Source organism: Nonomuraea roseola, assembly GCF_039535395.1.
Classification (GTDB): domain Bacteria; phylum Actinomycetota; class Actinomycetes; order Streptosporangiales; family Streptosporangiaceae; genus Nonomuraea; species Nonomuraea roseola.
The window spans coordinates 345430-371438 of sequence record NZ_BAAAXC010000015.1 but is presented as its reverse complement, the minus strand read 5'-3'; the positions used below and the strand labels follow the sequence as shown (position 1 = coordinate 371438).

The following is a 26009-nucleotide window of genomic DNA, read 5'->3' as shown; positions in this document are numbered from 1 at the left end:
GCTCGGCTGTGTGGCTGGCTCGTTCTGCTCGGCAGATCTGCTGCAGCTAAGGATGTCGAGATCTTGGTGCTACGCCACCAGGTGGCTGTCCTTGAGCGGCAGGTGAAGCGGCCTGGGCGGACCGGGCGATCCTGTCGGCCTAGACGAGGGCGTTGCCGAGGGGGCGACGGAGCCAGCTGAGGTTGATCGTCTCCGCGCACGCTCCTGCGCTGGCACGCCGATCTGGTCAAGCGCCGCAAGACGTTTCCACGCCGCCGCCCAGGCAGGCAGGGAACGGGCATGACCCTCCAGCGTGTGGGTGCCGGAAACTCGGTCGTGAGGCTGACCTGGGGTTCGGCGTTTCAGCGCTGGCAGGCATGATCGCGTCTGTGGCGCTGCGGCTGGCGTATCTGATCTTCGTTCGGCTCACAGGATGGGTGGTGCTACTGGGTCGCTCGCAGAGGGGCGAAGGACGCGGAGATTCTGGTCCTGCGTCATCAGCTCGCGGTGTTGCGCCGTCAGGTCGCAAGGCCTCGGCCATCGTGGGCGGATCGAGCGGTGATCAGCGCGCTGGCGCGCCTGCTGTCTCCAGCCGGTCGTCGGCAGTTGTTTGTGACGCCGGGCACGCTGCTGCGCTGGCACGCCGATCTGGTCCGGCGGCGCTGGACATTCAAGCGCCGCGCCCAGGGCCGGCCTGCCTCCCACCCGCGCCTTCATCCGGACCTTGGCACTTCGTCTGGCCGGGAGAATTCGCTGTGGGGTTACCGGCGGATCGCCGGGGAGCTCGCCGGTGTGGGCTACCGGGTTGGGGCCTCCACGGTGTGGCTGATCTTGAAGAGGGCTGGCATCGACCCAGCGCCACGACGCGCGGGACCGTCCTGGAGTGAGTTCCTGCGTGCTTCAAGCTACGGGATCTTGGCGTGCGACTTCTTCCACTGCGGCACCGTGCTGTTCAAACGCCTCTATTGCTTGGTTGTCATGGAGATCGGTACCCGCCGCGTGCATGCTCTCGGCGTCACCGCGCATCCGACCGGGCCGTGGGTTGCGCAGCAGGCCAGGAACCTGATGATCGAGCTGGGGGACAGGGCGGAGGGGTTCAGATTCCTCATCCGCGATCGGGATACGAAGTTCACCACGATGTTCGACGAAGTCTTCACGGCTGAGGGCGTCGGCATCATCAAGACGCCACCTCGGGCTCCGCGGGCCAACGCGTTCGCCGAACGCTGGATCGGTGGCTTGCGCCGAGAACTCTTTGATCGGATCCTCATCGTCAACGCCGGTCACTTGCGACGCGTGCTGGCCATCTACGAGGCCCACTTCAATGAGCATCGCCCGCATCGTTCCCTGGGCCAGGCAGCTCCGCTGCGAGCCCTTCCCGACCCTGCGGAGGGCGAAATCAAGGTCATCCGGCGTGACCGCTTCGGCGTGCTGATCCACGAATACGGGCGGGTCGCATAGGGTAGCCGAGTTCTTGGCACCCACACGCTCCTGTGGTGGTGTCCACCGTGTACCCGCGCTCTCCTAGCGCCTTGGCGAGCGGAGAGACCCACGTTCGCGACGTGTCCGTCAGTAGCACGGTGGCCACTGGGGCTCCTCGTCCGTTCTCCGCATGCCGCCATGGTCCCGCCTGTCGTTGCCGTAGGAGCGGTTCCATACGCCATTTGGACGGCAACCCGGCCAAAGGCTACGCGTACTTGACGCGTCCGCGGTTGGCGGCGCCGTCGCTCGCCGATCTGAGGCGGGCCCTGACAAGAAGGCGTATGGATCGCCGCCTCGCGCGTCAGGATCACCTGGGGATCGGCGATGCCGCCGGCGGTATCGCCTGATAGTGGGAATGCCGCAACATTCAGGAGGAGTCATGGCATTGCTGGCACGGAATCCCCTGCTGATACGCGGACGTCCTTGGGACGTGGGAGGGAAACAGTTCCGCCATCCACGACCGGTACGCCGCGGAGATCGCCCCACACCCGAACGTGAGCGACTGCTCAAGGGCCTGTCTGGCCAGGTCCTGGAGATCGGCGCCGGCGATGGCGTCAAGGTCACGTGCTACCCGCGTGCGGTCAGCGAGATCGTGCTGATCGAGGATGATCCCTTTCAGTCATCTCCAGCAGTGATAAACCAAGTCGAAACCAGCGGCTTCCGCACTGGCGGGTCTGATGAATGATGGGACCACCGCAACGATCAGGTCGACACGATCGAGAACGTCCTCATGGCACCTGGACCTCGCGACCACCCTGTCCGGTACGCCCCCAGGAGGAATCGGCATGAACGCCACCGTCAGCCCCAGCACCCCTCACGATCTCGCTGTCGAACCCTTCACGATCAACTACCGGCATCTATGCATCGCCCAGATCCTCGACCCTCCCGGGCTGCGGATCGAGGGAGAACTCGACGTCGCCACGCTGCCCGCCCTGACCTGGGCGCTGGCCGCGATCACCGGCGACGGCGACATCTGCCTCGACCTGGCGGGTCTGACTTTCATTGACGTCGGCTGTCTGCGAGCCCTGCTCACCACCGCCGCCGGTCTGGACGACGGCCACGCGCTGACGCTGCGGTCTGCGCCGTCACAACTGCGCCGCCTTCTGGAGATCACCAGCTGGCACGAGACGCCGCAGCTTCGGCTGCGGAACCCGCCGCTGGCCGTTGCTCCGCTGCGCCGGCTCCAGCAGATCTGGGGCTTCCGGCGGCCAGCATCGCTCGCTTGATCACCCCGCGCCCTTCCACCCGAAGGGCCCTCCGACGGGCAGGTCCGCCCCGGGCAGACCACCAAAGGTGAGTGCATGACTTCAGGTCGGCGGCACGACTTCGCTACCAAGACGGCGCAGAACTCGCAGGAAGGCCAAGATCGAGCCGAGGAAAGCCAGCCCGCTGATGCACGCCACAGCAACGGGACGCACCAGCAAGTAGACCTCGATCGACTGGCTCAGCAGCAGCCAGATGCTCAAGGTGGCGTTGACCAGCAGGACCAACGCCCACAACACGGTCAGCCGGACGAAACACCGCCGGACGCGCTCATGCTTCGCGATGACCGCGGGCAGGCGGACGTAGTCAAGGATCAGCTTGCCCACCAGCGGGCGGCGAAGCCGCACCGAGGCCAAGAACACCAGGCTGATGCAGATGGTGCCCAGCTCGGGCTGCAGGAAGTAGACAACTGCGCTGCCGCTCCACAACGCCAGCGCGGACCGGACAGTGATCGCGACCATGGCCAGGATCATGGTGCCGGAGATCGGGCGGCGCAAAAGAAGCCGCCCGGCCACGCTGCCATACACCCACGCGAGCACCGCGGCCAGGGCGCCGGTCAGGCCGAAGAGGGTCAATCCTGCGTAGAACACCGCCAGAGGAACGACCACACCCTCGCAAAGCCGAGGCACTACCTGTCTGGTCAGCGTCCTGGCGCTGGGGAACGACACCCGCACCGGGCCTGCGTCGACCCGACGGGCGCCGCTGTCGATGCTGGCCTGAACGGTCGCCATGATGTCCTCTGGATCCGGGGACACGTGGCTGAAGGCGACCCAGCGTCACGTGTCCCCGGACATTTACCGGCACAGCCGCCTCGATGAAGGCGGGTGGCCGGGCACTTCCAGTCAACGCCAGCCACCGTGATGCGGATACCGGTATTCCCGCCAAAGCCCATCACCGCCGCTGATCAACACTGCAGCGCTGTCACTTCTCATCGACATTCTGTGCGCCGGCCAGCCTCTGAGCGCTGCTCAAACTGAACGATGAACGTTGTCACTCGACAGGGTCTGGCACACATTCGGCTCGCTATCGCTGCTGGTGATGGGGCTTGCTGGGATTGGACGTTGCCGTTGGCTCGCCGTTCACCTTGACTGGTAGGTGACCAGTCGACGCATCTGGCGTCGCTGTCACCGTAAGGGGGTCGTGATGACCCTGGACGCTGAAGGCATGAACGTGACCGCGCGCGCCGGTCTGAATGGTCAGGCGCCGCGCTGCGACCACCTCGACCTGCTCCCGGCAGTGGAGCGCGGACTACCCGAATGTAAGGAGTGTCTGGCCGTTGGCTGGGCCTGGAAGCGGCTGCTGGTGTGCCTGACCTGCGGGTGGGTGGCCTGTTCCGACGGCTCACCGGGCGGCCACGCTCAGGCGCATTACCGGGAAACCGACCATCCGGTGGTCGCAGATTTGGAACCCGGGTCGGCCTGGCGATGGTGCTACGTACACGGGCGGACCGTGTGAGCGAGACGAGAAGAAGCTCATGACTATGTCTGAACGAACGGTGAAAGCCCGGCAAGACTACGACGGTGCGTCACCGTTCCCTGGTGGAGCAGAGCATGCTCCGGCGGGCAGGGCGCAGGTGGGGCTGACTGGGACGATCGTGGTGCTGCCGTTCATCGCGCTGGGTGTCGCGATCTTCCTGGCCTGGGGGCAGGGTATCGCGCTTGCCGATCTGCTGCTGGCAGCGGCCTTCTATGTGGTGACCGGGCTCGGGGTCACCGTCGGGTTCCACCGGCTGCTCACCCACGGGTCCTTCACCGCTCGGCCATGGTTGCGGGTGGTCCTGGGGGTGGCCGGGTCGATGAGTTTCCAGGGCAACCTCATCGACTGGGTGGCGGTCCATCGTCGCCATCACGCCTTCACCGACCGTCCGGGCGATCCACACTCTCCCTACCGGTACGGCACCAGCGTGCGAGGGCAGCTTCGGGGGCTTGCCCACGCCCATCTGGGCTGGATGTTCACCAGCGATCGGACCTCGGCCGAACGCTACGCTCCTGACCTGCTGGACGATCCGGCGATGGTGCGGGTGGCGCGCGCCTTCCCCGCGCTGTGCGTGGTCTCGCTGGTGCTGCCGTTCCTGGCCGGCTGGGCGATCAGCGGCAGCCTGTACGGCGGGCTGACCGCTTTCCTATGGGCTGGACTGGTCCGCGTCGCACTGTTGCAGCACGTCACCTGGAGCGTCAACTCCCTGTGCCACATGGTCGGCAGCAGGCCGTTCAAGACCCGCCGCCACGACCGGTCGACCAACCTGTGGCCGCTGGCCCTGCTGTCATTCGGGGAGAGCTGGCACAACGGCCACCACAGCGAACCCACCTGCGCCCGCCACGGCCTCGACCGCGGCCAGATCGACCCTTCTGCCGGCTTGATCCGCCTGTTCGAGCGGCTGGGCTGGGCCACCGACGTGCACTGGCCCGACCACGATCGCATCCAACGCCGCCGCACCGGCATCCCGCCACAAGCCCGCGCCCGGCCGGAGGCTGACCGGTATCCCTTGCGGTGTCGCCGTTGGGCAGCTTAGGCACCGATGATGGGCCATGTGGGAGAGAACTGGCGAGGGCAACGGCGCGGCATGTCCGTCAGCACCATGCCGCCGGTTAGAGCAGATGCGTGCGCTGCGTTCGTGGTGGCCTGATCGGTCGCCATGGCGCTCTCCCAGATCGGGCCGCGATGGCCAAGGACCTCATCTAGTGTTCCTCTCGGTCACGCAGGCGGTACAGGTCGACGATCGGCTGGAGGATCCAGAGCCAGCTGGTCGCCAGCGCCACCGCCGCTCCGAACAGGATGGCGAGCCAGTTGCCGAGGACGACCTCGGCCACCAGGGCTACCGCGGTGGTCATCGCGATCGCCAGCGATATGGCGCCGGCAACGCCCAGTTCGTTCGCGCGGTGCAACATCTTCTCTTTCAGGCCGGTGCGGAACAGCAGTCGATGCTGGACCGCGGGTGTGATGAAGCAGACGGAGGCGGCGGCGGAGCTGGTGAGCGCGATGAAGAACAGCCAATGGCCCGAGGTGTCCACCTTGGCGAAGCCGGCCTGGAACGGCATCGCGAACAGGAAGGCGAACAGCACCTGCACCCCGGTCACCATGACTCGCAGGCCCTGGAGGAGTTCGGACAGTTCGCGGTCGACGCGTTCCTTTGGGTTTTCGTCGGGGTTGCCGTTGGCAGGCATGTCGGCTCCTATCTATTGGCAGATGCGACTAACCGGCTTCGTTCAGGGGGCCGCGACCGGTGGGGGCTGCAGTCATGAGGTCACCGATCCGATCCGGAAGGCGCTGGCCAAGGCGGCAGGCCACGCCCGGCACGGACTCGCCACTCCTGTGCTCAGCCTCCCTTCGGTCCAGTTCATCCAGGGGGAATTCTCAGCCACCCACCCTTGGTCATGGTCTCGGTGGAGATGACTGACTCCTATTCGGTACTGCAGCCTGCGCACATCCTTCGGTCGGCGGCCGCGGTTGCAGCTGGGGCCCGTTCATAGGCAAAGGGATATGGGCGTTCTCAACAAGGCGCCGATCGTAGGTCGAGTGTTTGACGAGGACGTTTGCTGTCGAGCTTGTTGGCTAGTCCTCGCCATCGGCGTCGCTGTCGCTTGGGGTTGTGGTGATGCTCTCCGATCACCTGGTCAGTGTCGCTTCTCGCGGGATCGTCGTATCGGGGCACAGCGCCTCTCCACAGCGGCCGTTCCTTCCCACGTTCCTTCACCGAGGCCGGGCGCTGATCGGTTCTGGTGATAACCGGCCTGGTGCTTGCTCGTTTCGCCATCTCGTGAGAAGGAGGACAGTGAGCTCCAGGCCGCCGTACTGCTGCTGACGCCGGACGCTGTCTGGTGAGAGCAACTGGCCCGCTGTAAGGGGCACGGCCGGTCCGCAGATCCACGCTTCATGCGGGCACTGGTCCGAAGGGCCGGAGAAGGGAATCACCATGAGTCTCAAAAGGAAGATCAGCGCAAAGGTACAGGCCATCAAGGGTCGGGTCGCGCAGCGCTTCGGCGGCGCCACCCGAAACCGGCGGCTGGAGAACGAAGGCAGGACCGACCGGTTCATGGGCAACCTGAGACTGTCCGGTGAGAAGGTCAAGGACGTCTTCAAGCGCTGACCGCGCTCGCTCAGGTGGAGTCCGGGCCGCAAGCCGGTCCGCCTGCGGCTGCAACCGCACCCCACTGTGCGCCGACCGGCTCCTGGGCTGAACCCGGAGATTCGCCACATCCGCACTCCGCTCCACCGAGACCAAGGATTCCCTGAGGACGTGCCTACTGTCTGTTCCACTCTGGTTCCCGTATGGCTGCCACCACTGCGAGGACCTAAAGTGAGGAAAGACGGTCCGCATTTGCGCCGCCCGGCTGGAAAGGGGTGGCGGCCATGGAGTTGCGCCAACTTCGCTACTTCGTGACCCTGGCCGAGGAACTGCACTTCGGCCGGGCGGCGGCCCGTGAGCACATCGTGCAGTCGGCCTTGAGCCAGCAGATCCAGCGACTTGAACGCGAACTCGGGGTGCGGTTGATGGATCGCAGCACTCACCACGTCGAGCTCACCCCTGCCGGCACCGCTTTCCTCGTCGAAGCGCGCCAGATCCTCGACCACGTAGGCCGGGCTGCCAAGGCCGCACGGAGCGCCGCCGTGGCCGCGCCGACGGTGCGCGTCGGCATCATCGACGCCGGTTATGACTCCATGCCGCAGATCCTGCGCGAGGTTCAGAAGCGCCATCCTGATCTGACGATCCACCAGGTTGAAGCCAGTACTCCCGAGCAGTACCGGCAATTGGCCGATGGCCGCATGGACATCGGGATCGGTCGGGCTTCGCAGACGCCGGCGGGCGTGGATTCTGAGCTGATCCGGCTCGATCCGCTTGGTGTACTGGTTCCCGACGACCACCGTTTCGCCGCTCTGGTCGGCGTGCCCGTCGCTGCCCTCGCTGATGAATTGCTTCTGATGGGGGAGGACTCCCAGACACCTGAGCTCAACCAGTTCGTCATCGCGCTGTGTCGCTCGGTCGGATTCGCGCCCACTGTCTATGAGGGAACGGTGGAGAGCACCCGCGCTGCAGCCGACCTCGTGCTCCAGCACCGCTGCGTGCTCTGTGTCCCCTCATCCTTCCGCACATCCAACCGGCCGGGCACCGTGTGGCGACCCCTGATCGAACCCACGACCCACTATCAGTGGTCGCTCCTGCGGCACTCCGGCACTCCTTCCGTCCACGTCGCCGGTGTCATCGACAGCGCCAGGCAACTCGCCTACGAGCTTGGCTGGTTGGAAACCGCCGACCCGGCTTCGGGGCCGGGGGTGTCGACGGTCATCAGCCATGGCGAGAACGAGCCATAAATGTGGTCCGACCTGGGCGTTTCTGGTGTCTTCTGCGGGGCAGCCGTGGTTCTAGCAAGCAGATTCGGAGGCGTCACATGACCACCGAGACTCTGATCTGGGTGGCCGTCGTCGTGGTAGTGGTGGTGGCCCTCGCCGCAGTCGCGTTCCTCGTGCTGCGGCATCAGCGCCGTGGCCGTCTCCGCGAACGGTTCGGCCCTGAGTACGACCGCACGCTGGCCGAGCAGGAGGACAGAGGCGCGGGCGAGCAGGAGCTGCTCGCCCGTGAGGAGCGCGTCGCCGAGCTCGACATCCGTCCGCTGGACCCGGAGCGCCGGCGGACCTATGCCGTCCGCTGGACGGAGGTGCAGGAGCGGTTCGTCAACGCTCCCGGTTTCGCGGTGACGGAGGCCGACCAGCTGGTGACGGAGGTCATGGCCGAGCGCGGCTACCCGATCGAGGACTTCGACCAGCGGGTGTCCGACCTTTCGGTAGGACACGGCGCCGCTCTTGACCACTACCGGCAAGCCCATGAGATCAGCGGCCGTGAGGCCGCCAAGAGGGCCTCGACGGAGGAGTTGCGCCAGGCGATGGTGCACTACCGCTTCCTGTTCCAAGAGCTCCTCGGGGAGTCGCCGTCGGACGGCCGCGCGTCCCGCCGCGATCCGGCGGCGAACCGCGATGACCATGACGAAGGCACCTCCCGTCGCGATTCTGGAGGATGGTGACGGCATGGACCCGCGCAAGCACGAAGACGAAGGACTGCAATCGCCGAGGCAGTACGACGACACCGTGAACGAGACCGGCGGACCAGTGGCAGGCCCTGGCCCTGTGCACAGGGAAGAGGCCAGCCGGGATGCTCCGGGGGTGGAACCGACAGGCCGCGAAGCCCAGAGGGCAACCGGCCCCGACGTCGGGGTTCAGGACAGGGGGTTCACGGACACCGACGCCGCCACCGGCGACGTGCCGGTCGAGTCCGAACCCGCCCCGGCCCGGGCGCAGGCCGTACCACCGCAGAGAGCTGCCCTGTTCGACCAGGACGTCGACCAGGCCCACACGCGCTGGCACGACCTGCAGGCCACATTCGTGGACGACCCGCGCCAGGCGGTGGAGCAGGCGGACCAGCTGGTCGACGAGGTCGTCAACGCGCTCACCAGTTCGCTGACCACGCGCACGAGCGAGCTGGGCGGTCGGTGGAAGAACACCGACCAGGGCGACACCGAGCAGCTCAGGCTGGCTCTTCGCGACTACGGGGCCATGCTCGAACAACTGCTCGCGCTGTCCGGCCCTCGGAAATGAGGTGAGGTGACATGCTCGCCATCGTGGCAGCGATCATCTTCGGGCTGGGCTTCCTGCTCGAACTGCTGGCCTTCGAGATCCCTGGCGGGATCAGCGGTGTGACGTTCATGCTGCTCGGCCTGTGCCTGCTGGCCCTGCACCAGGCGGGAATCGGCGCGGGCAGCACCGGTGGCCTCCTCGGCGGCTCGCGCCGTACATGACGCTGATGCGGCGCCAGGTGGCGGTGCTGCGGCGTCAGGTGGCCAAGCCCGCCCTCACGCTCGGCGACCGCTTCCTGCTCGCCGGACTGCTTGGCCACCTGTCGATGGACAAACTGCGCCACCTCACGCTGCTGGTACACCCGGAGACCATCCTGCGCTGGCACCGCGATCTGCTCAGACGCCGCCACTCCGCAGCCTGCACGCTCCGGCGCCGAGGACGCCCGCGCACCATCTCCGCCATCCGCCTGCTGGTGCTGCGCCTGGCTCGGGAGAACCCCTTCTGGGGGTACCCGGCGCATCCACGGTGAGCTAGCCGCGCTCGGCATCACGGTCGCCGCCTCCACCGTGTGGGAAACCTTGAAGGTTCACGGCATCGACCCAGCCCCCGAGCGGCAGCACACCATCTGGTCCGGCTTCCTGCGCAGCCAGGCGGATGCGTTGCTGGCTTGTGACTTCTTCGAGGTCCGCACCTTTGACCGGGGCACGGCTGTACGTCACGGCCGTCATTGAGCACGCCACTCGGCGTGTCCGGATCCTCGGCACCACCGTGCTCCCCACCGGCCAGTGGGTCACCCAGCTCGGACGGAACCTCATCATGGACCTGCAAGAGGCGGGCAGCGCGGCCAGGTTCCTCATCCGTGACCGCGATGCGAAGTTCTCTACGGCCTTCGACGCCGTGCTGGCTGATGCCGGGATTCGAGTCGTCACGACTGGTAGCCGGCTTCCCCGGATGAACGCCATCATGGAGCGGTGGATCCAGACCTGCCGGCGTGAACTGCTGGACCGCACCTTGATCGGGAACCAGCGCCACCTACTTCATGCTCTACGCGAGTTCGAGACGTTCTACAACGGTCACCGGCCACACCGGACCCTCCGGCAGGCCGCCCCGCTCCGACCGCTCCCCGGCCCGGGCGCCGACCGAGCCCAGATCGCTCAGCTCGACGTCCGTCGACATGATCGTCTGGGCGGTGTCCCCAGGGCGTACCGACATGCCGCTTGACCTGAACGGATGAATTTTCGGCACCCGCAGAGACATGCAGGGCTACAGCGAATGGATCGCCACTAGGTCGGGCCTCGGCTCCGGGAGCGCGTGAGCTACCTCTACGCCTCGCCTCTCAGCCAGCGTCGCAGCCGAGGCCACGGCCTACCACCGCAGCTCCCGCCCTCTTCGGGATGGCGGTCCGTGCTCATGCTGCGAGGCCCCGCCTCCGTCGCGGAGGCGGGGCGGTGCGGTCGGCGGGCGAAGCGCTAATCCTTAGTCGTGGACGACGCCGAGTCGCCTGGGGTATCAGCCGTGACGAATGGGCCGCCCTTTGAGTCCGAAGACCAGCTGCCAGCATCGGTGTAGAGCGTGGCCACGCCCTGCTCATCAATTACGCAACTTTCGTGAAGAGCCTTGGTTTCTAGTCGGGAGCGTACGTCACTCTGGTCGCCCGCAATGCAAAACTCGGCTCGTAGCGGAGGCGTGCCATAGTACACGCCATTGTCGCCGGGGCAGTCGAACGGCGCTGCACAGGGGGTCCCCGCGGGAGGGTCACGCCTGGCGGGATGCGTGAAACCTGCGATATGCATCATCTCGTGAATGAGCGTTTGGGAGATCTCCTCATCACCCTGCGGGAAAAGGACTCCGAAGTTGATATTCACCTGTGTTCCATTGAGGGGCGCGCTGGCGTTCACTCCGGGCTCGTTGAGCGTCGTGTGATGAATCGCGCGGTCGTAGGCTACGTCGAGGAGACGCCGCTTCTCCTCCGCCGACAGGTTGTTACATCCTAGGATGCGCCTCAGCACGAATCTGTGTCGGTCGATCGTCCTGTTCCGGTTCGCCACGGAGATATCGTTCGCGAAAGTAAAGTGCAAGAGGCGAAAGTTCATCGGGAAACCTGGTCCGATGGTGTTGCCGGTGATCTCATGGCCCCAGACGTCGCCGTCTTCCCTGATGACGACGATGCGGTTGTCGCTCGTGACCACGAACCTGTCGACGGGACCGTTGAACGCGACCTTCGCTCCGCCGAACTTGAAGCCTGGTTTGATGGTGTTGCCGGTGCCACCCTGATCGATCTCATGGCCCCAGACGTCGCCGCTTTGCGTAACGACAATGATGCGCGTGCCCATCGTGACCACGAACCTGTCCACGGGACCGTTGAACGCGACCTTGGCTCCGCCGAGCTTAATGCCTGGTCCGACGTTGTTGCCGGTGATCTCATGGCCCCAGACGTCGCCGCTTTGCGTAAAGACGTAGATGCGGTCGTGATTCATGAGGCCACTCGCGACCACGAACCTGTCCACGGGACCGTTGAACGCGACCTTGGCACCGCCGAGCTTAATGCCTGGTCCGACGTTGTTGCCGGTGAACTCGTGACCCCAGACGTCGCCGCTTTGCGTAATGACGAACATGCGGTCGTCCTTCACGACCACGAACCTGTCAACGGGACCGTTGAAGGCGACCTTCGCTCCGCCGAGCTTGAAGCCTGGTCCGATGTTGTTGCCGGTGATCTCATGGCCCCAGACGTCGCCGCTTTGCGTAATGACAAAGATCTGCCTGCCGAACACGTGACTCGTGACCACGAACCTGTCCACGGGACCGTTGAACGCGACAGGAAAAGGTGCGGTCTTGGGCATGATCGGAACCCTCCGGTACAGTTTGAAACTGTGATGCATGGCCGCGCACATGGCCATAAGGCGCACACGCTCGGAATATTACTCAGTGTCCCCACTTGGCCACTGTTCGACACATCTGCCATACTCCGGCCGAGCCCCGCCACAGATAGCGGAGACGTGGCTACTTCCATGAGGTGTCATGACCGTCACCCGGGAGCCGCCCTGGCGGGAGATCCTCGTTTTGCGTCATCAGCTCGCGGTGTTGCGTCGGTAGGTGGCAAGGCCTCAGCCGTCGTGGGCGGATCGAGCGCAGCGCGCTGGCGCGGCTGCTGTCTCCGGAAGGTCGTCTACGGTTGGGTCGGCTCGGTCTACGCGTGAGCACGGACTCGCCGCACGTGGGTGAGCACTTCGGCGACGACCGTCTCCGGCTGATGGCGGTGCACATGATGTCCGGCTGGGTCGGCCACGACGTAACGGGTGTTGGATGACAGATTCGCCAGGTCTTTTTGCTGCGGCTCCCAGATGTCGTAGAACGCCGACCGCCTTGCGACGGCTGCTGGGTCCGTAAGATCGGGGTCGGTGCGGCTCGAGCTGACGACTGTAAGGGGGATCGAGCCCAGGGTGGGTGCGGCACGGAGCCCCGGGGCGGGTTGATGGTGATGGTGGCCAGCATTTCACGGAGCTCGCCGCGCCGCTGCCGGTCGCTGAAGTCCAGCGCCACCCTGGCCCGGCTCCACTCGGACGGGAGCCGCCGCGCGGCGACCTCGCGCATGGCCGCGCCGTTCCATCCGAGCTCGGTGGCCAGGCGCCGCAGACCAGCGGGGTCAGCCGCCACCGCACGATGCGCCAGAGCATCTTGGTCCTGGTCCATGGGAAGTGGCGGCCTTGTTCCGGGTGGTGGCGTCGACCAGGACCACCCCGGCAACCTGCTCGGGGTGCGCGGCGCAGAACAGCCGGACGATGTAACCGCCGGCGGAGTGTCCGACCAGGATGTACGGCGGGCCGATCCCGCTTGCTGCAGCGCCCGCCGGAGGTCGTCGGCATGTCGGCGGGCGGAGCCAGCACCCCAAGCCGGATCACTCCACCCCAGATGCGCCTCGTCGAACAGGATCGTCGTCGTCTCGGTGGCGGGCTCGGGGAGCACGCCTGCCCAGTTCAACGCGGGCTCCCCGAGCGCAGGGACGACCACCACGGTGGGGCTGCCGACGCCGTGGTCCAGAGGTGGATGCGGCGACCGTCAACGTCAACGAGTGTGCCGGGTGGCGTAAACCGCGCCGGTCACGGCACGAGGCCCAGGTTTGGTAGGTGGCGCTGGCCAGTGTCACGGCGCCTCCAGCGAGTGCCGCTCGGGTGAGGATTCGGGTCAGGACGCTCGATCGGCCGGAGCATAGACAGCCGTGCGAGGAGGTCATAGGCAGGGCCTTCCAGAGGTTGGTTGTCACCGCTCCTGTTACGAGTAAGGGGGCGGTTCTATGCGACCATCACACCCAGGTCATGACCAGTTGGGTGTGACGCTTGCGGAAGATCCGGCCGTCAGCGGGTTCAGGCACGGTGGCATCGGCGGAATGAAGCGTGAAGTCCGGGCCGGAGTGGTTGCGCCAGTCGCGGTCCCAGTTCTGCAGGTGATCGCAGAGCTGCTGGGCGAGCTCGGCGCGGTGGGGGCCGTGACTGTGGATACCGAACTCCCAGCGCCGCTCCTCGGCCTCGTTGGTCCGTTGAACTTCGCGGATGGTGAGGTAAGCGAACGAGTCTGGGGTGATGAGGACCGGGCAGTACCAGCGCATCGCCAAGGTGACGAGATCCTTGCCCCGTTCAGGGTCCGCCCAGATCATGCCGAACCTGTCGTCGACCGTCGCGATCCGCAGGTGCATCGAGTCGAACGACTCCGCGTGAGCGGCCGTCACGCCGGTCCACAGCTCAGCTCGCTCCCCGGCCAGCGCCTGGTCGAGCGCGGAGACGTCCAGCGGGGGGCCGCTCTCGATCGTCAGTCTCACGGCGCCATCCGCGAGAGAGGCCTCCTGGTCGAGATAAGCGCCGGCACCCTGGATCGCGACGAACCCGCACACGGTCGGGTCGAGGCCGCGCAGCCGGTCGCCGTCTCGGACGAAGGTGAACGAGCGGGTGATCGTCGAGAAACGGAGCGGGATGACCAGACGGCCGCCCTCGGCAAGAAGGTGCCCCCACGGGCAGTCCCAGGCCCCCACGGTGACGATGATGGCGTCATATCCGCCCTCAGGAGCGTGCTCCTCAGCGATGTGCTCGGCATCGCCCAGGACGACCCTCACCTGCGGGTAGCCGGTCGCGGCCAGGAACCGGGCTGCGCGCTCGGTAACCCACGGATCGATATCCACGGTGACCGTCAAGCCCTCATCGCCGACGATCTCGGCGATCAGGGCCGCGTTGTACCCGCCGCTTCCCACCTCGAGAACCTTGGCTCCGCGGAAGAGGTGGGCGGCCTCCAACATGTCGGCCTGAAGCCACGCCGCGGAGACCGAGCTCGTCGCCCGGCCCGTGGCGTTGCGCTTGGTGACGACCACATCTCTGGGCGAGTAGGCGGCGGTAAGGGCCGCTTCAGGGGCGAACCGCTCTCTCGCGACCTTCGCGAAGGCCACTGCGACCTCCGGGGAACGGATGTAGCCCTGCTCAGTCAGCGTCGCGACCATGTCGGCACGCAGGCGCTCAGAGGACTCGGAGGGCAGGGTGTCAATGGTCATCAGACAACGGTACTTTCGCTCGGGGACAGTTTCGGGAACCTGGCAAGCGCGGAGAGCCTCGCTCATGGCCTGCCGGAGTCGGCTAACTCGGTCTCTCCAGGGGAAAGAGGTGGCCCTTGACCAAAGCAACCGCGGACAGGAGATCGTTCATGAGGTGGTGCGGGCCGGGGCGAGGTCAGGCCGGGCGGCGACTGCGTCGCGGAGGAAGGTGCGCTTGGAGTAGTAGGTGCGCCCCTGCGTCAGACCGCGCGCGGTGAGGTAGCCCTGGAGCCAGTGGCTGATGCGTTCCATCTCCGCCAGCACCTCGTCTTGATCGTCGTCCAGGAGGCTGCGCGAGCGCCGGTACTCCAGCTCGCATTGCGCGAGCACCGCGTCCGGTGCGGCAAGGAGCGAACAGTGGTCGAGGAAGATGCCGTAGATGTGGCCGGTGACCATGGATTCGCACTGGATGTCGTAGCGGACGCGGCGGAAGTGGCATGGCCCGCACCTGAAGGCCCATCTCCTCGCGTAGATACTCCTCGAAGCCGCCCGGGGGGACATCCACGCGAGAGAGCTGCTCGCGGCGCGCGAAGGTGTCCTCCGAATACCACTTCCGCTTCAGCACATGACCGCCGTCCACCGTCCGGATGAAGGAGGCGTAGCCGAGTTCTTCCTCAGGTCCGGTGACGTCGAAGAGGTGGTTCTCGGTGAAGTAGATCTGGAATTCATCCCGGTACTCCGGCCGGCAGCCGTCCAGGACGCCGTGACGCAGAGTCTTCAGCAGCTCCATGGCAGCTGCCCAGATGTCCGTTCCCGGCGTCAGGTTGTACTTGAACTCCAGCTCGGTCCCGGCGAAGTGGGTGTGGAAGTACCTTTTGTGGTTGTTGAGGCGGAGCGCCGAGGCAGTGTGCACAGCGAGTGCGGGCTCCAGCCAGCGCAGCGCCTCCACCGGTCCCCCGCCGACGGGCTCACTGGTGATCCGGACGAAGCAGGCGTCCTCGGCGTAGAACCGGATCTGCGCGTAGGCGTAGTAGCCGCCGGGGTCCTCAGCCAGGTAGCACAGCGGCACGAGGCCGGGTGCTGCCTGGCCGACCATCGCGCGGAGGGCAAGCCTGGGGTGCGCCGTGAACTCGGCCTCGCTGATCTGACCGGCGGCGTACGCGGCGGTGCGGTGCGCGTGCTGCTGGAGGGGCGGGGCGTATCCATCGGGGGACCCTCACTTCTCGGGCGGATGGGCGGAGCGGACCGGATGTCTGGGCCTCGTAGACCCACCACTGGTGACCGACATTGCCGTTGGCTGGGCGGCGGCACCGGTTGGGCCGCGATCCCTGGTGCAACAGATGAAGGCCGGTGACGGTCAGGCCGACTTCTTCGGCGACCTCCTTGGCGGCGGCCTGCTCCGGGCTGCCATGCTGGTCGATGTGACCGGCGACGGGCGCGATCCCAGCCGGGGGTGTAGCCCGCTCGAAGACGAGGAGCCCAGCCATGCTGGAGATGAGCACCCCGACGCTGGTGTGATCGCACGGCGTATCGCCGGAGGGGATCGAGGCGGTCAAGACTGTTCCCCGGCGCGTTGGGCGACGACGACGAGCCAGCTCGTCACGATCGGCGCGTCGGGGGTGGTCTGGGCGTAGGCCTTGGCCAGGATCTCCATGCGCTGTTCGTGGGTGAAGTCACCGTCCGGGCGGGCGAACACCGGGATGGACAGCCACGCCTTCTTCTCTGCCATGGTGCTTTGCTGGGCGGTGACCTCGGCGTTCACCAGGGTCAGCCCAGGGCCGGTCAGGTGGTTGAGGACGGTGTCCAGCGGCAGTTTGGGGCGCTGGTCGCCGACCGCCGGCGGTGGGGTGTAGTCGTAGTTGCGGGTGGCGATCTGGCGAATCAGCGCATTCAGCGAAGGCCCGGTACGTACTGTCTGCTCGTCGGGGTGGGTAACGCCGGCGAAGCCGCCGCCGATGTTGAACACGAACCGTCCGCCGGGCCGCAGGACGCGGTGGACCGCCGTGAAAACGGCGGGGACGTCGGTCTTCCAGATCGCCGAGTTGCACACCACGGCGTCGACGCCCGCAGCCGGGACGTGCTCGGCCAGGTTCTCAGCCGGGCGGTGACCCAGGACAGGCGTGGGTCGGTCAGTGTGCGGCGGCCGATGCGCTGCATGGCGGCGGCGTTGTCGAGGGAGATGACACGGGTCTGGGCCGGGGTCACGGCGAGGATCGCCTCTGCGGTCGCGCCGGTCCCGCCGCACAGGTCGATGACCAGGCGACTGTGGGTGAGGTGGGCGCGGCGGGCAAGATCACGATGGAGGCGTTCTGCGGCAACTCCGCGCATAACCCGGAAGGAGAGAGTCGGCCGGGTGAGATGACGGCTTCGTTCCGCTGAAATCGCGGCGGAACGGGGCCGTTCGTCATGTGGCGGAAGCGATGAACACGGTGATGGACGGCATGATGATCACGGTGTGTACAGGGTTGGTGCGGGCGAGCACGGCAGGAGCACGGATCGGCTAGAACTATGTTCCGCACGAGTGCGGCGGTGCATGTTTCTGCAGGTCAGTGCCATGATCAAAGCGCGCCCTGCAGGATTCGAACCTGCGACCGTCGGATTAGAAGAAAGATCGTTTGCTGTTGGGTGGTGTCAGCTGGTGTCTGTCTGTCCCGTGCGGGGTTGATTTCGGTGTCAGGCCGTGACGGGTTCTGTCGGTACGGTCCGGGGCGGACGAGCACGGACCGAGCACGGCGGACCCGCCGGTGCGCACCACGCATCCATGACTCGGGGATGTGTGAGCCACATGGTCAACGCGGTGAACCAGAAGTCAGCTCTGTGCGATGAGTTTCGACGCTCTACACGGTACGGGTTGAGTATGCCGATCCCTACAACGGCCATCGGCCGCATCCACCCGATCACGATGAGCGGACCGTCGTTCCGTTGGAAGGCTCGATCAAGCGTAGGCAAGTGCACGGCGGAGTTATCAACGAGTACCACCGAGCCGCATAGCCGCTTCGAAGAAATGCAGCTCAGCCCCTGCGCGATGGGTTTTGACGCGGTACAGGCGACCGCGAACGCGTAGGAGGCGGCGTACTTCTTGCGCCACCGTAGGCCTTGGCCACGCACACGCCGGCTGTAGTACCCGCCTCGAAGAGCCGGGCGGCAGCAGTTTCGAGCACGGCCGCCAGGCGCACCGCGTTGAGCAGGGTGGCGTCGGCGTGTGCGGCGCGGTGGGCGTCATGGCCGGATCGGGCGTTCCGGTCGTGGGCGGGTCTCAGAGGAGGAACTGCTCCAGCAGTGGCGCCAGGACGTCGGGTGCTATGTCGTGTGGTGCGTCCACGCTGTGGCGCCGTCCGTGAGTCAGCAGGTCGGTGACCGCTTTTGCGGCGTCCCGTCGCCAGGCGGCGCTGTGCGTGCCGTCGATGACCAAGGTGGGGACGGTGATGGCGGCGGTCCAGTGCACGGGCAGGGAGAAGTCGCCCATCACGGCCATGTCATAGGCCAGGGTGTGGGCCATGGCTTCGAGGTTTCGCCACTGGGGAGCCGAGCGCATCGCGGCGATGACCTCGGCTGGCATCTCCACAGCGGTGGTCAGGAAGAGTTCGACCGCGTCGCCTCGGCGATCTGCCCGCACGAGCTTGTCGAGCTGTGCGCTGAAGTCCAGGGGCATGGCTGTGCGGGCGCCGTCGAGGATGAAGGGCGGCTCGATCAACACCAGCCCGGTGATCGGCACGCCGCGCGCAGCCGCGTCGGCGACAAGGACGGCGCCTGAGGAGACGCCGAGGGCGAACGCGGCCTCACCGGCCTGGCCGAGGACGGCTGTCAGGTCCTCGATCTCCCGGACGACCGTGTACGGCCTGGCGTCCCCGCTCCCGCCGCGGCCGCGCCGATCATAGGTGATCACGGTGAACCGCGGAGCTAGCCGTACGGCCAGCGGGGTGAAGTCCGTCCGCTCGTTCAGTGCGCCGCCGACCAGGATGAGTGGTGGGCCTTGGCCCCATCGCTCGACGGCAATAATCGTGCCGTCGAGCGAGGTGACGGTGGCCTTCGCTCCGCCATGCGGGGTGCACGTCGCAGGGCGCGGCTCACGGTAGAGGTCGCTGGCCTGGATGAGCAGGCCGCCGTGCCCGTAAAGCCGTGGCTCGTTACGGTGTGTCAGTTCCTCGTAATAGGCGACGTACTGCCTGCGGGTCTCCTCGAACTCGCCCGAGTCGAGCAGGCGGTCCAGGCAGAAGGCCCGTACGGTTTCCAGGAGCCGGTACCGCGAGCCGGTCGTCCCGGTCAGCGGCGAGACCAGGGAACGGTCGACGAGGCGGGTGAGTAGGTCGGCGACGTCGCCGGGGCAGATCGCCTCCGCCGCCTGCAGGCTCCACGCGTCGGGGTGGATGGCCAGTCGGCGCAGCACGGTTCGTTCTGGCTCGGTGAGCAGGTCCCAGCTCCATTCAATCATGGCCTGCAACGTCCGCTGCCGGTCCGGCGCGCCGCGACGGCCGGTGGCAAGCACCCGGAAACGATCGTCAAGACGCGTGGCGAGATCGTGGATCTCCAGGGCGCGGACGCGGGTCGCCGCCAGTTCGAGCGCGAGGGGCAGGCCGTCGAGTCTGCGGCAGATCTCCACCACGGCCGGGGTGTTGGCGGGAGTGAGCTGGAAGTCGGGCTTGGCAGCGGTGGCCCTGGCCACGAACAGCTGGATGGCGCTGGATCGCGCCACGGCGCCGGAGTCAGTGGCCGAGGACGGCAGGCCGAGCGGCGGCACCGGCCACACCTGCTCGCCGAGGATGCCAAGGGGTTCGCGGCTGGTGGCCAGGATCCGCAGATGCGGAGCGGCCCGCAGCAGCTTGTCGGCCACTGCGGCCACCTGCTCTACCACGTGCTCGCAGTTGTCCAGGACCAGCACGCGCTCCCCGTCGGGCTGGGTGAGGTTCCGGATCGCCTGGAGGAGGTCCTGCTCACCGGCGGAGGCGTCGAGGGCGGCCAATTCCACCAGCCAGGCGTCGTCCAGATCCCGGGCGACCTCCAGGGCCAGGCTGGTCTTGCCCACGCCACCCGGCCCGGTGAGCGTCACGAGCCTGCCGCTGCGCAGGCGGGCCCGAACATGCTCCACTGCCGCGGCCCGGCCGATCAACTCGGTAATGGCGGCGGGCAAATTCGTCTGAGCCGACGCTTCGGCCGGTACTGCGGCCAGCGCGGGATCCTGGCTGAGAATCGCCTGGTGGAGGCTGACGAGGTCGGCGGCGGGGTCCAGGCCCAGCTCGTCGGCCAGGCGGGTGCGGAGGTCATGGTAGGTGTCCAGCGCCTGGCTGTGCCGTCCTGACCGGTACAACACGCGCATGTAGACCGCGCGCAGGCGCTGCCGTAACGGATGTCCGGCCACGACCTCGGCGAGCTCGGCCGACAGCAGGTGGTGCTCACCCAGCTCCAGGCGGGCCTCGGCGTGCTCCTCGATGACGACCATCCGTTCCTCTTCGAGCCGGTCGATGGCCGCGCGGGCGAAGGGCGCCTCGGATACGTCGGCGAAGGCCGGGCCCCGCCACAGCGCCAGCGCGTCGGCGAGAAGCGACCCGCGGGTACGCGGCTCGGCGACTGTCCGCGCACGCTGGGCCAGCCCCCGGAACCGGCCCACGTCCACCGCGTCGGCGGCTACTCCCAGCACGTAGCCCGGCGGCTGGGTCACCACCAGGTCTCGGCTTCCCGGCTCCGCCTCCTCCAGCGCCCGCCGTAACTGGGAGACGCGGGTCTGCAGGGTGCTGGTGGGATTGACCGGAAGGTCATCGCCCCACAGATCGTCGATCAGGGCGCTGATCGACACCGGGCGGCCCTCTCCTAGGAGCAGGCCAGCCAGCAGGGCGCGGACCTTCGTGTCGGGAACCCGAACCAGGACACCGTCATCTGTCCAGACGGCAAGCGGACCAAGCACGCCGAATCGCATGCCTCAGGCTAGTGGCTCAAGGTCACCGGAAGTAGTTCTGAAGCCGTTCTGAAGCCTCCGCCGACAAGCTGTGGACATCAGCAAGAGAGACGGAAGGAACCCCGAGATGACCGCCATCACCGCAACCGCCCTCCGTACCGACTGTTCTCCTCAGGCCCGAATCACCAAGTCCCTGCTGGGCTGGGGGGTGCTCGCAGGTCCGCTGTATGTGGTCGTGACCGGCGTGCAGGCACTGACCCGCGACGGGTTCGACCTCACCCGGCACCCGGCCAGCCTGCTGGCCAACGGCGGCCTCGGCTGGGTCCAGATCGCCAACCTCATCCTGGCCGGTCTGATGACCGTCGCCGCCGCGGTCGGAATGCGGCGGGCAGTGCGGGCAGGCAGGGGCCGCGTCTGGGGGCCGCGGCTGGTCGCCCTGTACGGCGCGGGCCTGATCTTCGGCGGGATCTTCCGTGCCGACCCGGCTTTCGGATTCCCGGTCGGAACGCCCGACGGGCCCGGGCCGGTCAGCTGGCACGGTCTGCTGCACTTCGTCTGCGGCGGGATCGGCTTCCTCGGGTTGATCGGCGCCTGCCTGGTGTTCGCCCGCGCCTACGCCGCCCTCGGTCGCCGTGGATGGGCGATCTACAGCGGGGCTACCGGGATCGTCTTCTTCGCCGCCTTCGCCGGGATCGCCTCCGGCCCCGGGAACGCCGTCATCAACCTCGCCTTCACCGCGGCTGTGGTGCTCGGCTGGGCCTGGATCTGCGCCACCTCCGCCCACCTGATGCGACAGGCGGCCTAGGTCATGCGATTCCGCACCATCGTCCTGAGCATCGGCAAGACCGCCACCGGGATCGAAGTGCCAGCCGAGATCGTCGAAGCCCTCGGCTCCGGCCGTCGGCCAAAGTCCGCGTCACCATCGCCGGCCACACCTTTCGCAGCTCGGTGGCACCGATGAACGGCGCCCATATGCTCGGCCTGAGCGCCGACGTCCGGCAGCAGACCGGCGTGGCGGCCGGCGACACCATCGAGATCGACCTGCAGGTCGACACCGAACCGCGAGAGGTCACCGTTCCGGCTGACTGCGCAGCGGCCCTCGACCGCGAACCGGAAGCCTGGAACAAATTCGACCGGCTGTCCTACAGCAACCGCCGCGCCCACGTCTTTTCGATCGAGGGCGCCAAGACCGACGCCACCCGCCAGCGGCGCATCGACAAATCCGTCTCCACGCTGGCCGCCGGGAACATCCGCTAACCAGCCCAATCCCACCCGCATGGCCCCGTCCAGCACTGCCAAACGAATCGGAAGAGATCATCATGAGCTTCGTCACCTCCCAGGACGGCACTCGCATCGCCTACGACAGCATCGGTTCAGGCCCGGCGGTCATCGTGATCGGCGGCGGGCCAGTCGACCGGACAGCCGAGTCGCCGCTGGCCACACTGCTGTCCGAACACTTCACCGTCTACAGCTACGACCGGCGCGGCCGCGGTGAGACCGTAGACACCGCTCCGTACTCGGTCGACCGCGAGTTCGACGACCTCCAGGCCCTGATCACCCAGGCTGGCGGGTCCGCGATGGTCTACGGCACCTCCGGCGGCGGAATGATCGCGATCCAGGCCGCCGCCCGCGGCCTGCCCATCACCAAGCTGGCCCTATGGGAGGTCCCTTACATCCAGCCCGGTACACGCGAGCCCGTCCCCGCCGACTACCGCGACCAGCAATACGCCCTACGCGCAGAAGGCCGCTTCGGCGACATGATGGAACTATTCATGGTCAAGGCCGTACTCATGCCCGCCGAGTTCGTCGAAGGCATGAAGGCCGCTCCGGTCTGGGAGGCGATGGCGGCCGGGGCGAGCTGCCTGGCCTACGACGCCGACGTCGCCGCAGACTTCGCCCTGCCCTGCGAGGTGCTGAAGTCAATCACCATCCCCACCGTCGTCATAGACGGCGCGACGACGCCCTGGATCACCGCCGCGGCCGAGGCGATCGCCGATGCTCTGCCCGACGCCCACCGCACCACGCTGCACGGCCAACCCCACAACGTCGACGCGGCGGCCATCGCCCCCGCCGTCGCCGAGTTCTTCGGATCGAACCGATGAGGAAGATCGTCGCGCAGCTCTTTGTGTCCGTCGACGGTGTCATGCAAGCGCCTGAGAACTGGCACCTTCCCTACTACGACGAGCGGATGGCCGAAGTGGTCGCCGAGCAGTTCCACCAGTCCGACATCCTGCTTCTGGGTCGGACCACCTACCAGGTGTTCGCCGGCTCCTGGCCAGAACACGGCAGCGAAGTGCCGCTCGCGGACCGGATCAACACGATGCCCAAGCTGGTCGCCTCCACCACCCTGAACACCGTGGTGTGGCAGAACAGCACCCTGATCAGCGGCACCGTCGCCGACGAGCTCACCAAGCTCAAGCAGCAACCCGGCCGCAACATCACCATCGCAGGCAGCCCCACCTTGGTCCGCTCACTGCTGCATGACGACGTCCTGGACGAACTCCAGCTGCTGGTTCACCCGGTGGTTCTCGGCCACGGCCGGCGCCTTTTCGAGGAGGACAACTTGAACAAGTCACTACGCCTGGCCGACTCTGAGGTCTTCAAGACCGGCGTCGTCCACCTGACTTATCAGCCGACGGTTCCCCAGTAGAATACATCTCTCGTAGCCGGTATCCCGCAACGGGATACCGGCTACGACAGCGTCATCATGTTGTTCGCCGCCAAGCCAGGCTGCCGTCTACCCCCGCTCACCTCCGAGTTTATGTCGATGACGTTGCTGCGGCCGTCGAGCGAGCCGTCACTGCTGGCGCGCGTGTGGTGACCCGCCCGACCATGCTCGCGTTCGGCGAGCGTGTCGCCCGTGTCCGCGACGTCCAGGGCCTGTCCGGTGCTAGAAACTGGTAACGAGGTTCTGACCTGGTCTTCTAGGCGCGGCTCTCGTGCTGTTTCGACTGCTGTATCTGCTGGTGGTCAGGGTGTTCGGCTGGCAGGTGCTGCTCACACGGGGCAGCGCTTCCAAAGAGGTGGAGATCTTGGTGTTGCGGCATGAGGTCGCGGTGCTGCGTCGCCAGGTCGCCCAGCCCAGCCCGGACTGGGCCGATCGGGCGCTGCTGGCCGCGCTGGCAAGGCCGTTACCCGCTCGCCTTCGACTGCATCGCATCGTGACACCCGGCACGCTGCTCGCCTGGCACCGCCGGCTGGTCAAGAAGAAGTGGACCTACCCCGCCAAGCAGGGCCGGCCCCCAATCTCCGAAGAGATCCGCAGTCTGATCGTCCGGTTGGCGCGGGAGACATCGATGCTCGTGTGCACGCGCAGCCTGCCTGCCGCGTCGATGACGGAGCTGACGTCCTCTCCTGTCGGGGCGGCGACGCCAGGGCTGCCCCAGGCAGCTCTGGAAGGCGCTGCCCGAGGCCCTGCGCAAGCTCCCGTGTCGGTCCTGGCCTGTTCGGTCCGTCGTCGCCACTGCCAGCGGGTGGGGTGTGGGTGCTGGCGATGCTGGCCGCTGTCGCGGCTTTCGCGAGCTGGGCCGGCTTCATCTGGCCAGCTTCAGTCGTCCGACTGCTCGCTGTTGGAATGCTGGAGAACGGCGAGGGCAGGCTCTTCGCCCGCAGGAGCGGGCCCCCCTGGGAAGCCGTCAGGCTCCTTGCCGCGGCCGGCCGACGGGAGCTCTGAATGCGTGGCGCCGGGCAGTTCCTGCTGGGGCGTGGCGGTCTCCGGGGCCTGGCCGTCCGCCGAGTTCTGCGTCGCGCGGTCGAAGAAGCGCAGCAACTCCACCGGCAGCGGCATGACCAAGGTGGAGTTCTTCTCCGCCGCGACCTCCACCACCGTCTGCAACAGCCGTAGCTGCAGAGCGCCCGGCGTCTGGGCCATGATCCCGGATGCGTCGGCGAGTTTCTGAGCCGCCTGCAGTTCGCCGTCCGCCACGATCACGCGCGCCCGGCGCTCCCTCTCCGCCTCCGCCTGCCGTGACATCGAGCGCTTCATAGCCTCGGGCAGCTGGACGTCCTTGATCTCCACCCGATCGATGTGGATTGCGGGTGCCGAATATTCATCCGTGCAGGTTAGAGGCGTGGTGGACGATCCATCCTTTCGGGCGAGCGCCTCGAGCGCCGCGCCAGGTAACGGCAGGATGGTCGGTCGTGTTGCTGCGCTTGGCCTATCTCATGGTGACGACCGTCTTCTCGCTCCTGCGATTGCTGTCCACCGGCGATCGTGCCAAGGACATCGTGATCCTGGTGCTCCGGCATCAGTTGACCGTGCTCCAACGGCAGGTGAGCAAGCCCGCGTTCACTCGGGAAGATCGGTTCCTCCTCGCGGGGCTGCTCCATCGTCTGCCGATGGACACACTGCGGCGCCTCACGTTGTCGATCCGCCCTGACACGATCCTGCGCTGGCATCGTGATCTGCTTCGGCGCCAGCACGCCGCAGCCAGTGCTCATCGGCGGCGGGGACGCCCGCGCACCGTCCGATCCATCCGCGTCCTGGTGCTGCGGCTGGCCCGGGAGAACTTCTCGTGGGGCTACCGGCGTATCCACGGCGAACTGGCTGCACTCGGTATCAAGGTCGCGGCTTCCACGGTGCGGGAGATCCTCAAAGCCCATGGCATCGATCCGTCTCCGGAACGGGAGCACACCGCCTGGTCCGATTTCTTACGCAGTCAGGCCGATGCCCTGTTGGCCTGTGATTTCTTTGAAGTCCGCACGCTGATGGGGGCACGACTGTACGTCTTGGCGGTCGTCGAGCACGCCACCCGCCGGGTGCGGATCCTCGGTGTCAGCGCGCACCCCACCGGGCAGTGGGTCACCCAGCTCGGCCGTAACCTCGTCATGGACCTGCAGGATGCGGGCAGTTCAGCGAAGTTCCTCATCCGTGACCGAGACGCCAAGTTCCCCGCGGCCTTCGACGCCGTGCTGGCCGGTGCCGGAGTACTCTCGATCAAGAGCGGCGTACGTATGCCGCGGATGAATCCGTCATGGAGCGCTGGATTCAGACCTGTCGACGCGAGCTGCTGGATCGAACCTTGATCTGGAATCAGCGCCACCTTCTGTATGCGCTGCGCGAGTTCGAGACCTCCTATAACGAACACCGGCCTCATCGGGCTCTCCGGCAGGCTGCTCCGCTTCGACCACTCGTTGATCCCCGCGTCGACTCGGCCTCGATCGCCTCGTTCGAGATTCGCCGACGTGATCGGCTCGGAGGTGTCCTGAAGGAATACCGACACGCGGCTTGACTTGGCCGGATGATTAATCGGCACGCGCAGCTGCCGGACGAGCCGCTGCGACGGGCACTCCCGGCAGAGTGAGGGACGCTGACGCCGA

The 26009-nt window shown here is 66.8% G+C and carries 29 protein-coding genes; 19 read left to right on the top strand and 10 right to left on the bottom strand.

Annotated features, from left to right (window positions below; all coding sequences use genetic code 11):
* Window positions 1–537 precede the first annotated feature (537 nt).
* From ABFX55_RS24770 to ABFX55_RS24760, 3 genes are all read left to right on the top strand, one after another.
* A complete protein-coding gene (locus ABFX55_RS24770; RefSeq protein WP_346124727.1) occupies window positions 538–1437 on the top strand; it encodes an integrase core domain-containing protein in 900 nt (299 codons plus the stop codon).
* Window positions 1438–1837: 400 nt separating this feature from the next.
* Window positions 1838–2143: a hypothetical protein gene (locus tag ABFX55_RS24765; RefSeq protein ID WP_346124726.1), complete on the top strand. Its 306-nt coding sequence runs from the start codon at window positions 1838–1840 to the stop codon at window positions 2141–2143.
* 100 nt (window positions 2144–2243) lie between these two features.
* The gene (locus tag ABFX55_RS24760; RefSeq protein WP_346124724.1) at window positions 2244–2684 is read left to right on the top strand and encodes an STAS domain-containing protein; all 441 of its coding nucleotides are present in this window, start codon (window positions 2244–2246) and stop codon (window positions 2682–2684) included.
* Between the two features lie 81 nt (window positions 2685–2765).
* Here the strand turns inward: ABFX55_RS24760 and ABFX55_RS24755 are convergent, their stop codons facing one another.
* Window positions 2766–3452 (bottom strand): VC0807 family protein, encoded by a 687-nt coding sequence (locus tag ABFX55_RS24755; protein ID WP_346124723.1) that lies wholly within the window; start codon window positions 3450–3452, stop codon window positions 2766–2768.
* 412 nt (window positions 3453–3864) lie between these two features.
* On the opposite strand from ABFX55_RS24755, the gene ABFX55_RS24750 reads away from it, so the two are divergent.
* Both ABFX55_RS24750 and ABFX55_RS24745 read left to right on the top strand, forming a co-directional pair.
* On the top strand, window positions 3865–4176 hold the full coding sequence (locus tag ABFX55_RS24750) for a UBP-type zinc finger domain-containing protein (RefSeq protein WP_346124721.1): 312 nt from the start codon (window positions 3865–3867) through the stop codon (window positions 4174–4176).
* 118 nt (window positions 4177–4294) lie between these two features.
* Window positions 4295–5233, top strand: coding sequence for an acyl-CoA desaturase (locus ABFX55_RS24745; protein WP_346124719.1), 939 nt, complete (start codon window positions 4295–4297; stop codon window positions 5231–5233).
* 166 nt (window positions 5234–5399) lie between these two features.
* Here the strand turns inward: ABFX55_RS24745 and ABFX55_RS24740 are convergent, their stop codons facing one another.
* The gene (locus tag ABFX55_RS24740; protein ID WP_346124717.1) at window positions 5400–5885 is read right to left on the bottom strand and encodes a DUF6328 family protein; all 486 of its coding nucleotides are present in this window, start codon (window positions 5883–5885) and stop codon (window positions 5400–5402) included.
* A 749-nt stretch (window positions 5886–6634) separates the two neighbouring features.
* On the opposite strand from ABFX55_RS24740, the gene ABFX55_RS24735 reads away from it, so the two are divergent.
* The 7 genes from ABFX55_RS24735 (at window position 6635) to ABFX55_RS24705 (ending at window position 10509) form a co-directional block, all read left to right on the top strand.
* Window positions 6635–6808, top strand: a complete 174-nt coding sequence (locus ABFX55_RS24735; RefSeq protein WP_346124715.1) for a CsbD family protein — start codon at window positions 6635–6637, stop codon at window positions 6806–6808.
* A gap of 263 nt (window positions 6809–7071) precedes the next feature.
* Window positions 7072–8031 (top strand): LysR family transcriptional regulator, encoded by a 960-nt coding sequence (locus ABFX55_RS24730; protein WP_346124713.1) that lies wholly within the window; start codon window positions 7072–7074, stop codon window positions 8029–8031.
* Window positions 8032–8108: 77 nt separating this feature from the next.
* Window positions 8109–8738, top strand: coding sequence for a hypothetical protein (locus ABFX55_RS24725; protein WP_346124712.1), 630 nt, complete (start codon window positions 8109–8111; stop codon window positions 8736–8738).
* A gap of 139 nt (window positions 8739–8877) precedes the next feature.
* Entirely contained in the window at window positions 8878–9309 is a 432-nt protein-coding gene (locus tag ABFX55_RS24720; protein WP_346124710.1) for a hypothetical protein, read from the top strand.
* An 11-nt stretch (window positions 9310–9320) separates the two neighbouring features.
* Window positions 9321–9509 carry a hypothetical protein gene (locus ABFX55_RS24715; protein WP_346124709.1) on the top strand — a complete coding sequence of 63 codons (189 nt, stop codon included), beginning with the start codon at window positions 9321–9323 and terminating at the stop codon, window positions 9507–9509.
* Between the two features lie 5 nt (window positions 9510–9514).
* Window positions 9515–9817 (top strand): hypothetical protein, encoded by a 303-nt coding sequence (locus tag ABFX55_RS24710; protein ID WP_346124707.1) that lies wholly within the window; start codon window positions 9515–9517, stop codon window positions 9815–9817.
* A gap of 164 nt (window positions 9818–9981) precedes the next feature.
* Window positions 9982–10509, top strand: a complete 528-nt coding sequence (locus ABFX55_RS24705) for an integrase core domain-containing protein (protein ID WP_346124706.1) — start codon at window positions 9982–9984, stop codon at window positions 10507–10509.
* Between the two features lie 248 nt (window positions 10510–10757).
* Here ABFX55_RS24705 and ABFX55_RS24700 read toward each other — a convergent pair whose 3' ends face one another.
* The 7 genes from ABFX55_RS24700 to ABFX55_RS24675 form a co-directional block, all read right to left on the bottom strand.
* On the bottom strand, window positions 10758–12128 hold the full coding sequence (locus tag ABFX55_RS24700) for a hypothetical protein (RefSeq protein WP_346124704.1): 1371 nt from the start codon (window positions 12126–12128) through the stop codon (window positions 10758–10760).
* Window positions 12129–12931: 803 nt separating this feature from the next.
* Window positions 12932–13177 carry an alpha/beta fold hydrolase gene (locus tag ABFX55_RS24695; RefSeq protein ID WP_346124702.1) on the bottom strand — a complete coding sequence of 82 codons (246 nt, stop codon included), beginning with the start codon at window positions 13175–13177 and terminating at the stop codon, window positions 12932–12934.
* Between the two features lie 411 nt (window positions 13178–13588).
* A complete protein-coding gene (gene fxlM / locus ABFX55_RS24690) occupies window positions 13589–14821 on the bottom strand; it encodes a methyltransferase, FxLD system (protein ID WP_346131235.1) in 1233 nt (410 codons plus the stop codon).
* Window positions 14822–14968: 147 nt separating this feature from the next.
* Window positions 14969–15256, bottom strand: a complete 288-nt coding sequence (locus tag ABFX55_RS24685) for a hypothetical protein (RefSeq protein ID WP_346124700.1) — start codon at window positions 15254–15256, stop codon at window positions 14969–14971.
* A 590-nt stretch (window positions 15257–15846) separates the two neighbouring features.
* Window positions 15847–16356 (bottom strand): NUDIX hydrolase, encoded by a 510-nt coding sequence (locus tag ABFX55_RS49930; RefSeq protein ID WP_379479105.1) that lies wholly within the window; start codon window positions 16354–16356, stop codon window positions 15847–15849.
* Entirely contained in the window at window positions 16353–16853 is a 501-nt protein-coding gene (locus ABFX55_RS24680; protein WP_346124699.1) for a methyltransferase domain-containing protein, read from the bottom strand. Before ABFX55_RS24680 ends, ABFX55_RS49930 begins: the two co-directional genes overlap by 4 nt.
* A 1203-nt stretch (window positions 16854–18056) precedes the next feature.
* The gene (locus tag ABFX55_RS24675; RefSeq protein WP_346124697.1) at window positions 18057–20711 is read right to left on the bottom strand and encodes an AfsR/SARP family transcriptional regulator; all 2655 of its coding nucleotides are present in this window, start codon (window positions 20709–20711) and stop codon (window positions 18057–18059) included.
* Window positions 20712–20817: 106 nt separating this feature from the next.
* Here ABFX55_RS24675 and ABFX55_RS24670 point away from each other — a divergent pair, with 106 nt between their 5' ends.
* The 5 genes from ABFX55_RS24670 to ABFX55_RS49925 all read left to right on the top strand — a co-directional run bounded on the left by ABFX55_RS24670 (window position 20818) and on the right by ABFX55_RS49925 (window position 23594).
* Window positions 20818–21495 (top strand): DUF998 domain-containing protein, encoded by a 678-nt coding sequence (locus ABFX55_RS24670; RefSeq protein ID WP_346124696.1) that lies wholly within the window; start codon window positions 20818–20820, stop codon window positions 21493–21495.
* A gap of 143 nt (window positions 21496–21638) precedes the next feature.
* Window positions 21639–21947, top strand: a complete 309-nt coding sequence (locus ABFX55_RS24665) for a YdeI/OmpD-associated family protein (protein WP_346124694.1) — start codon at window positions 21639–21641, stop codon at window positions 21945–21947.
* Between the two features lie 62 nt (window positions 21948–22009).
* A complete protein-coding gene (locus ABFX55_RS24660) occupies window positions 22010–22792 on the top strand; it encodes an alpha/beta hydrolase (protein ID WP_346124692.1) in 783 nt (260 codons plus the stop codon).
* The gene (locus ABFX55_RS24655; protein ID WP_346124690.1) at window positions 22789–23340 is read left to right on the top strand and encodes a dihydrofolate reductase family protein; all 552 of its coding nucleotides are present in this window, start codon (window positions 22789–22791) and stop codon (window positions 23338–23340) included. Before ABFX55_RS24660 ends, ABFX55_RS24655 begins: the two co-directional genes overlap by 4 nt.
* A 5-nt stretch (window positions 23341–23345) precedes the next feature.
* Window positions 23346–23594, top strand: a complete 249-nt coding sequence (locus ABFX55_RS49925) for a VOC family protein (protein ID WP_428834787.1) — start codon at window positions 23346–23348, stop codon at window positions 23592–23594.
* 643 nt (window positions 23595–24237) lie between these two features.
* On the opposite strand, the gene ABFX55_RS24650 is transcribed toward ABFX55_RS49925, so the two are convergent.
* A complete protein-coding gene (locus ABFX55_RS24650) occupies window positions 24238–24708 on the bottom strand; it encodes an SPFH domain-containing protein (RefSeq protein WP_346124688.1) in 471 nt (156 codons plus the stop codon).
* Window positions 24709–24830: 122 nt separating this feature from the next.
* Here ABFX55_RS24650 and ABFX55_RS24645 point away from each other — a divergent pair, with 122 nt between their 5' ends.
* Window positions 24831–25715 carry a hypothetical protein gene (locus ABFX55_RS24645; RefSeq protein ID WP_346131497.1) on the top strand — a complete coding sequence of 295 codons (885 nt, stop codon included), beginning with the start codon at window positions 24831–24833 and terminating at the stop codon, window positions 25713–25715.
* A complete protein-coding gene (locus ABFX55_RS49920) occupies window positions 25664–25921 on the top strand; it encodes an integrase core domain-containing protein (RefSeq protein WP_379479106.1) in 258 nt (85 codons plus the stop codon). Before ABFX55_RS24645 ends, ABFX55_RS49920 begins: the two co-directional genes overlap by 52 nt.
* Window positions 25922–26009 lie beyond the last annotated feature (88 nt).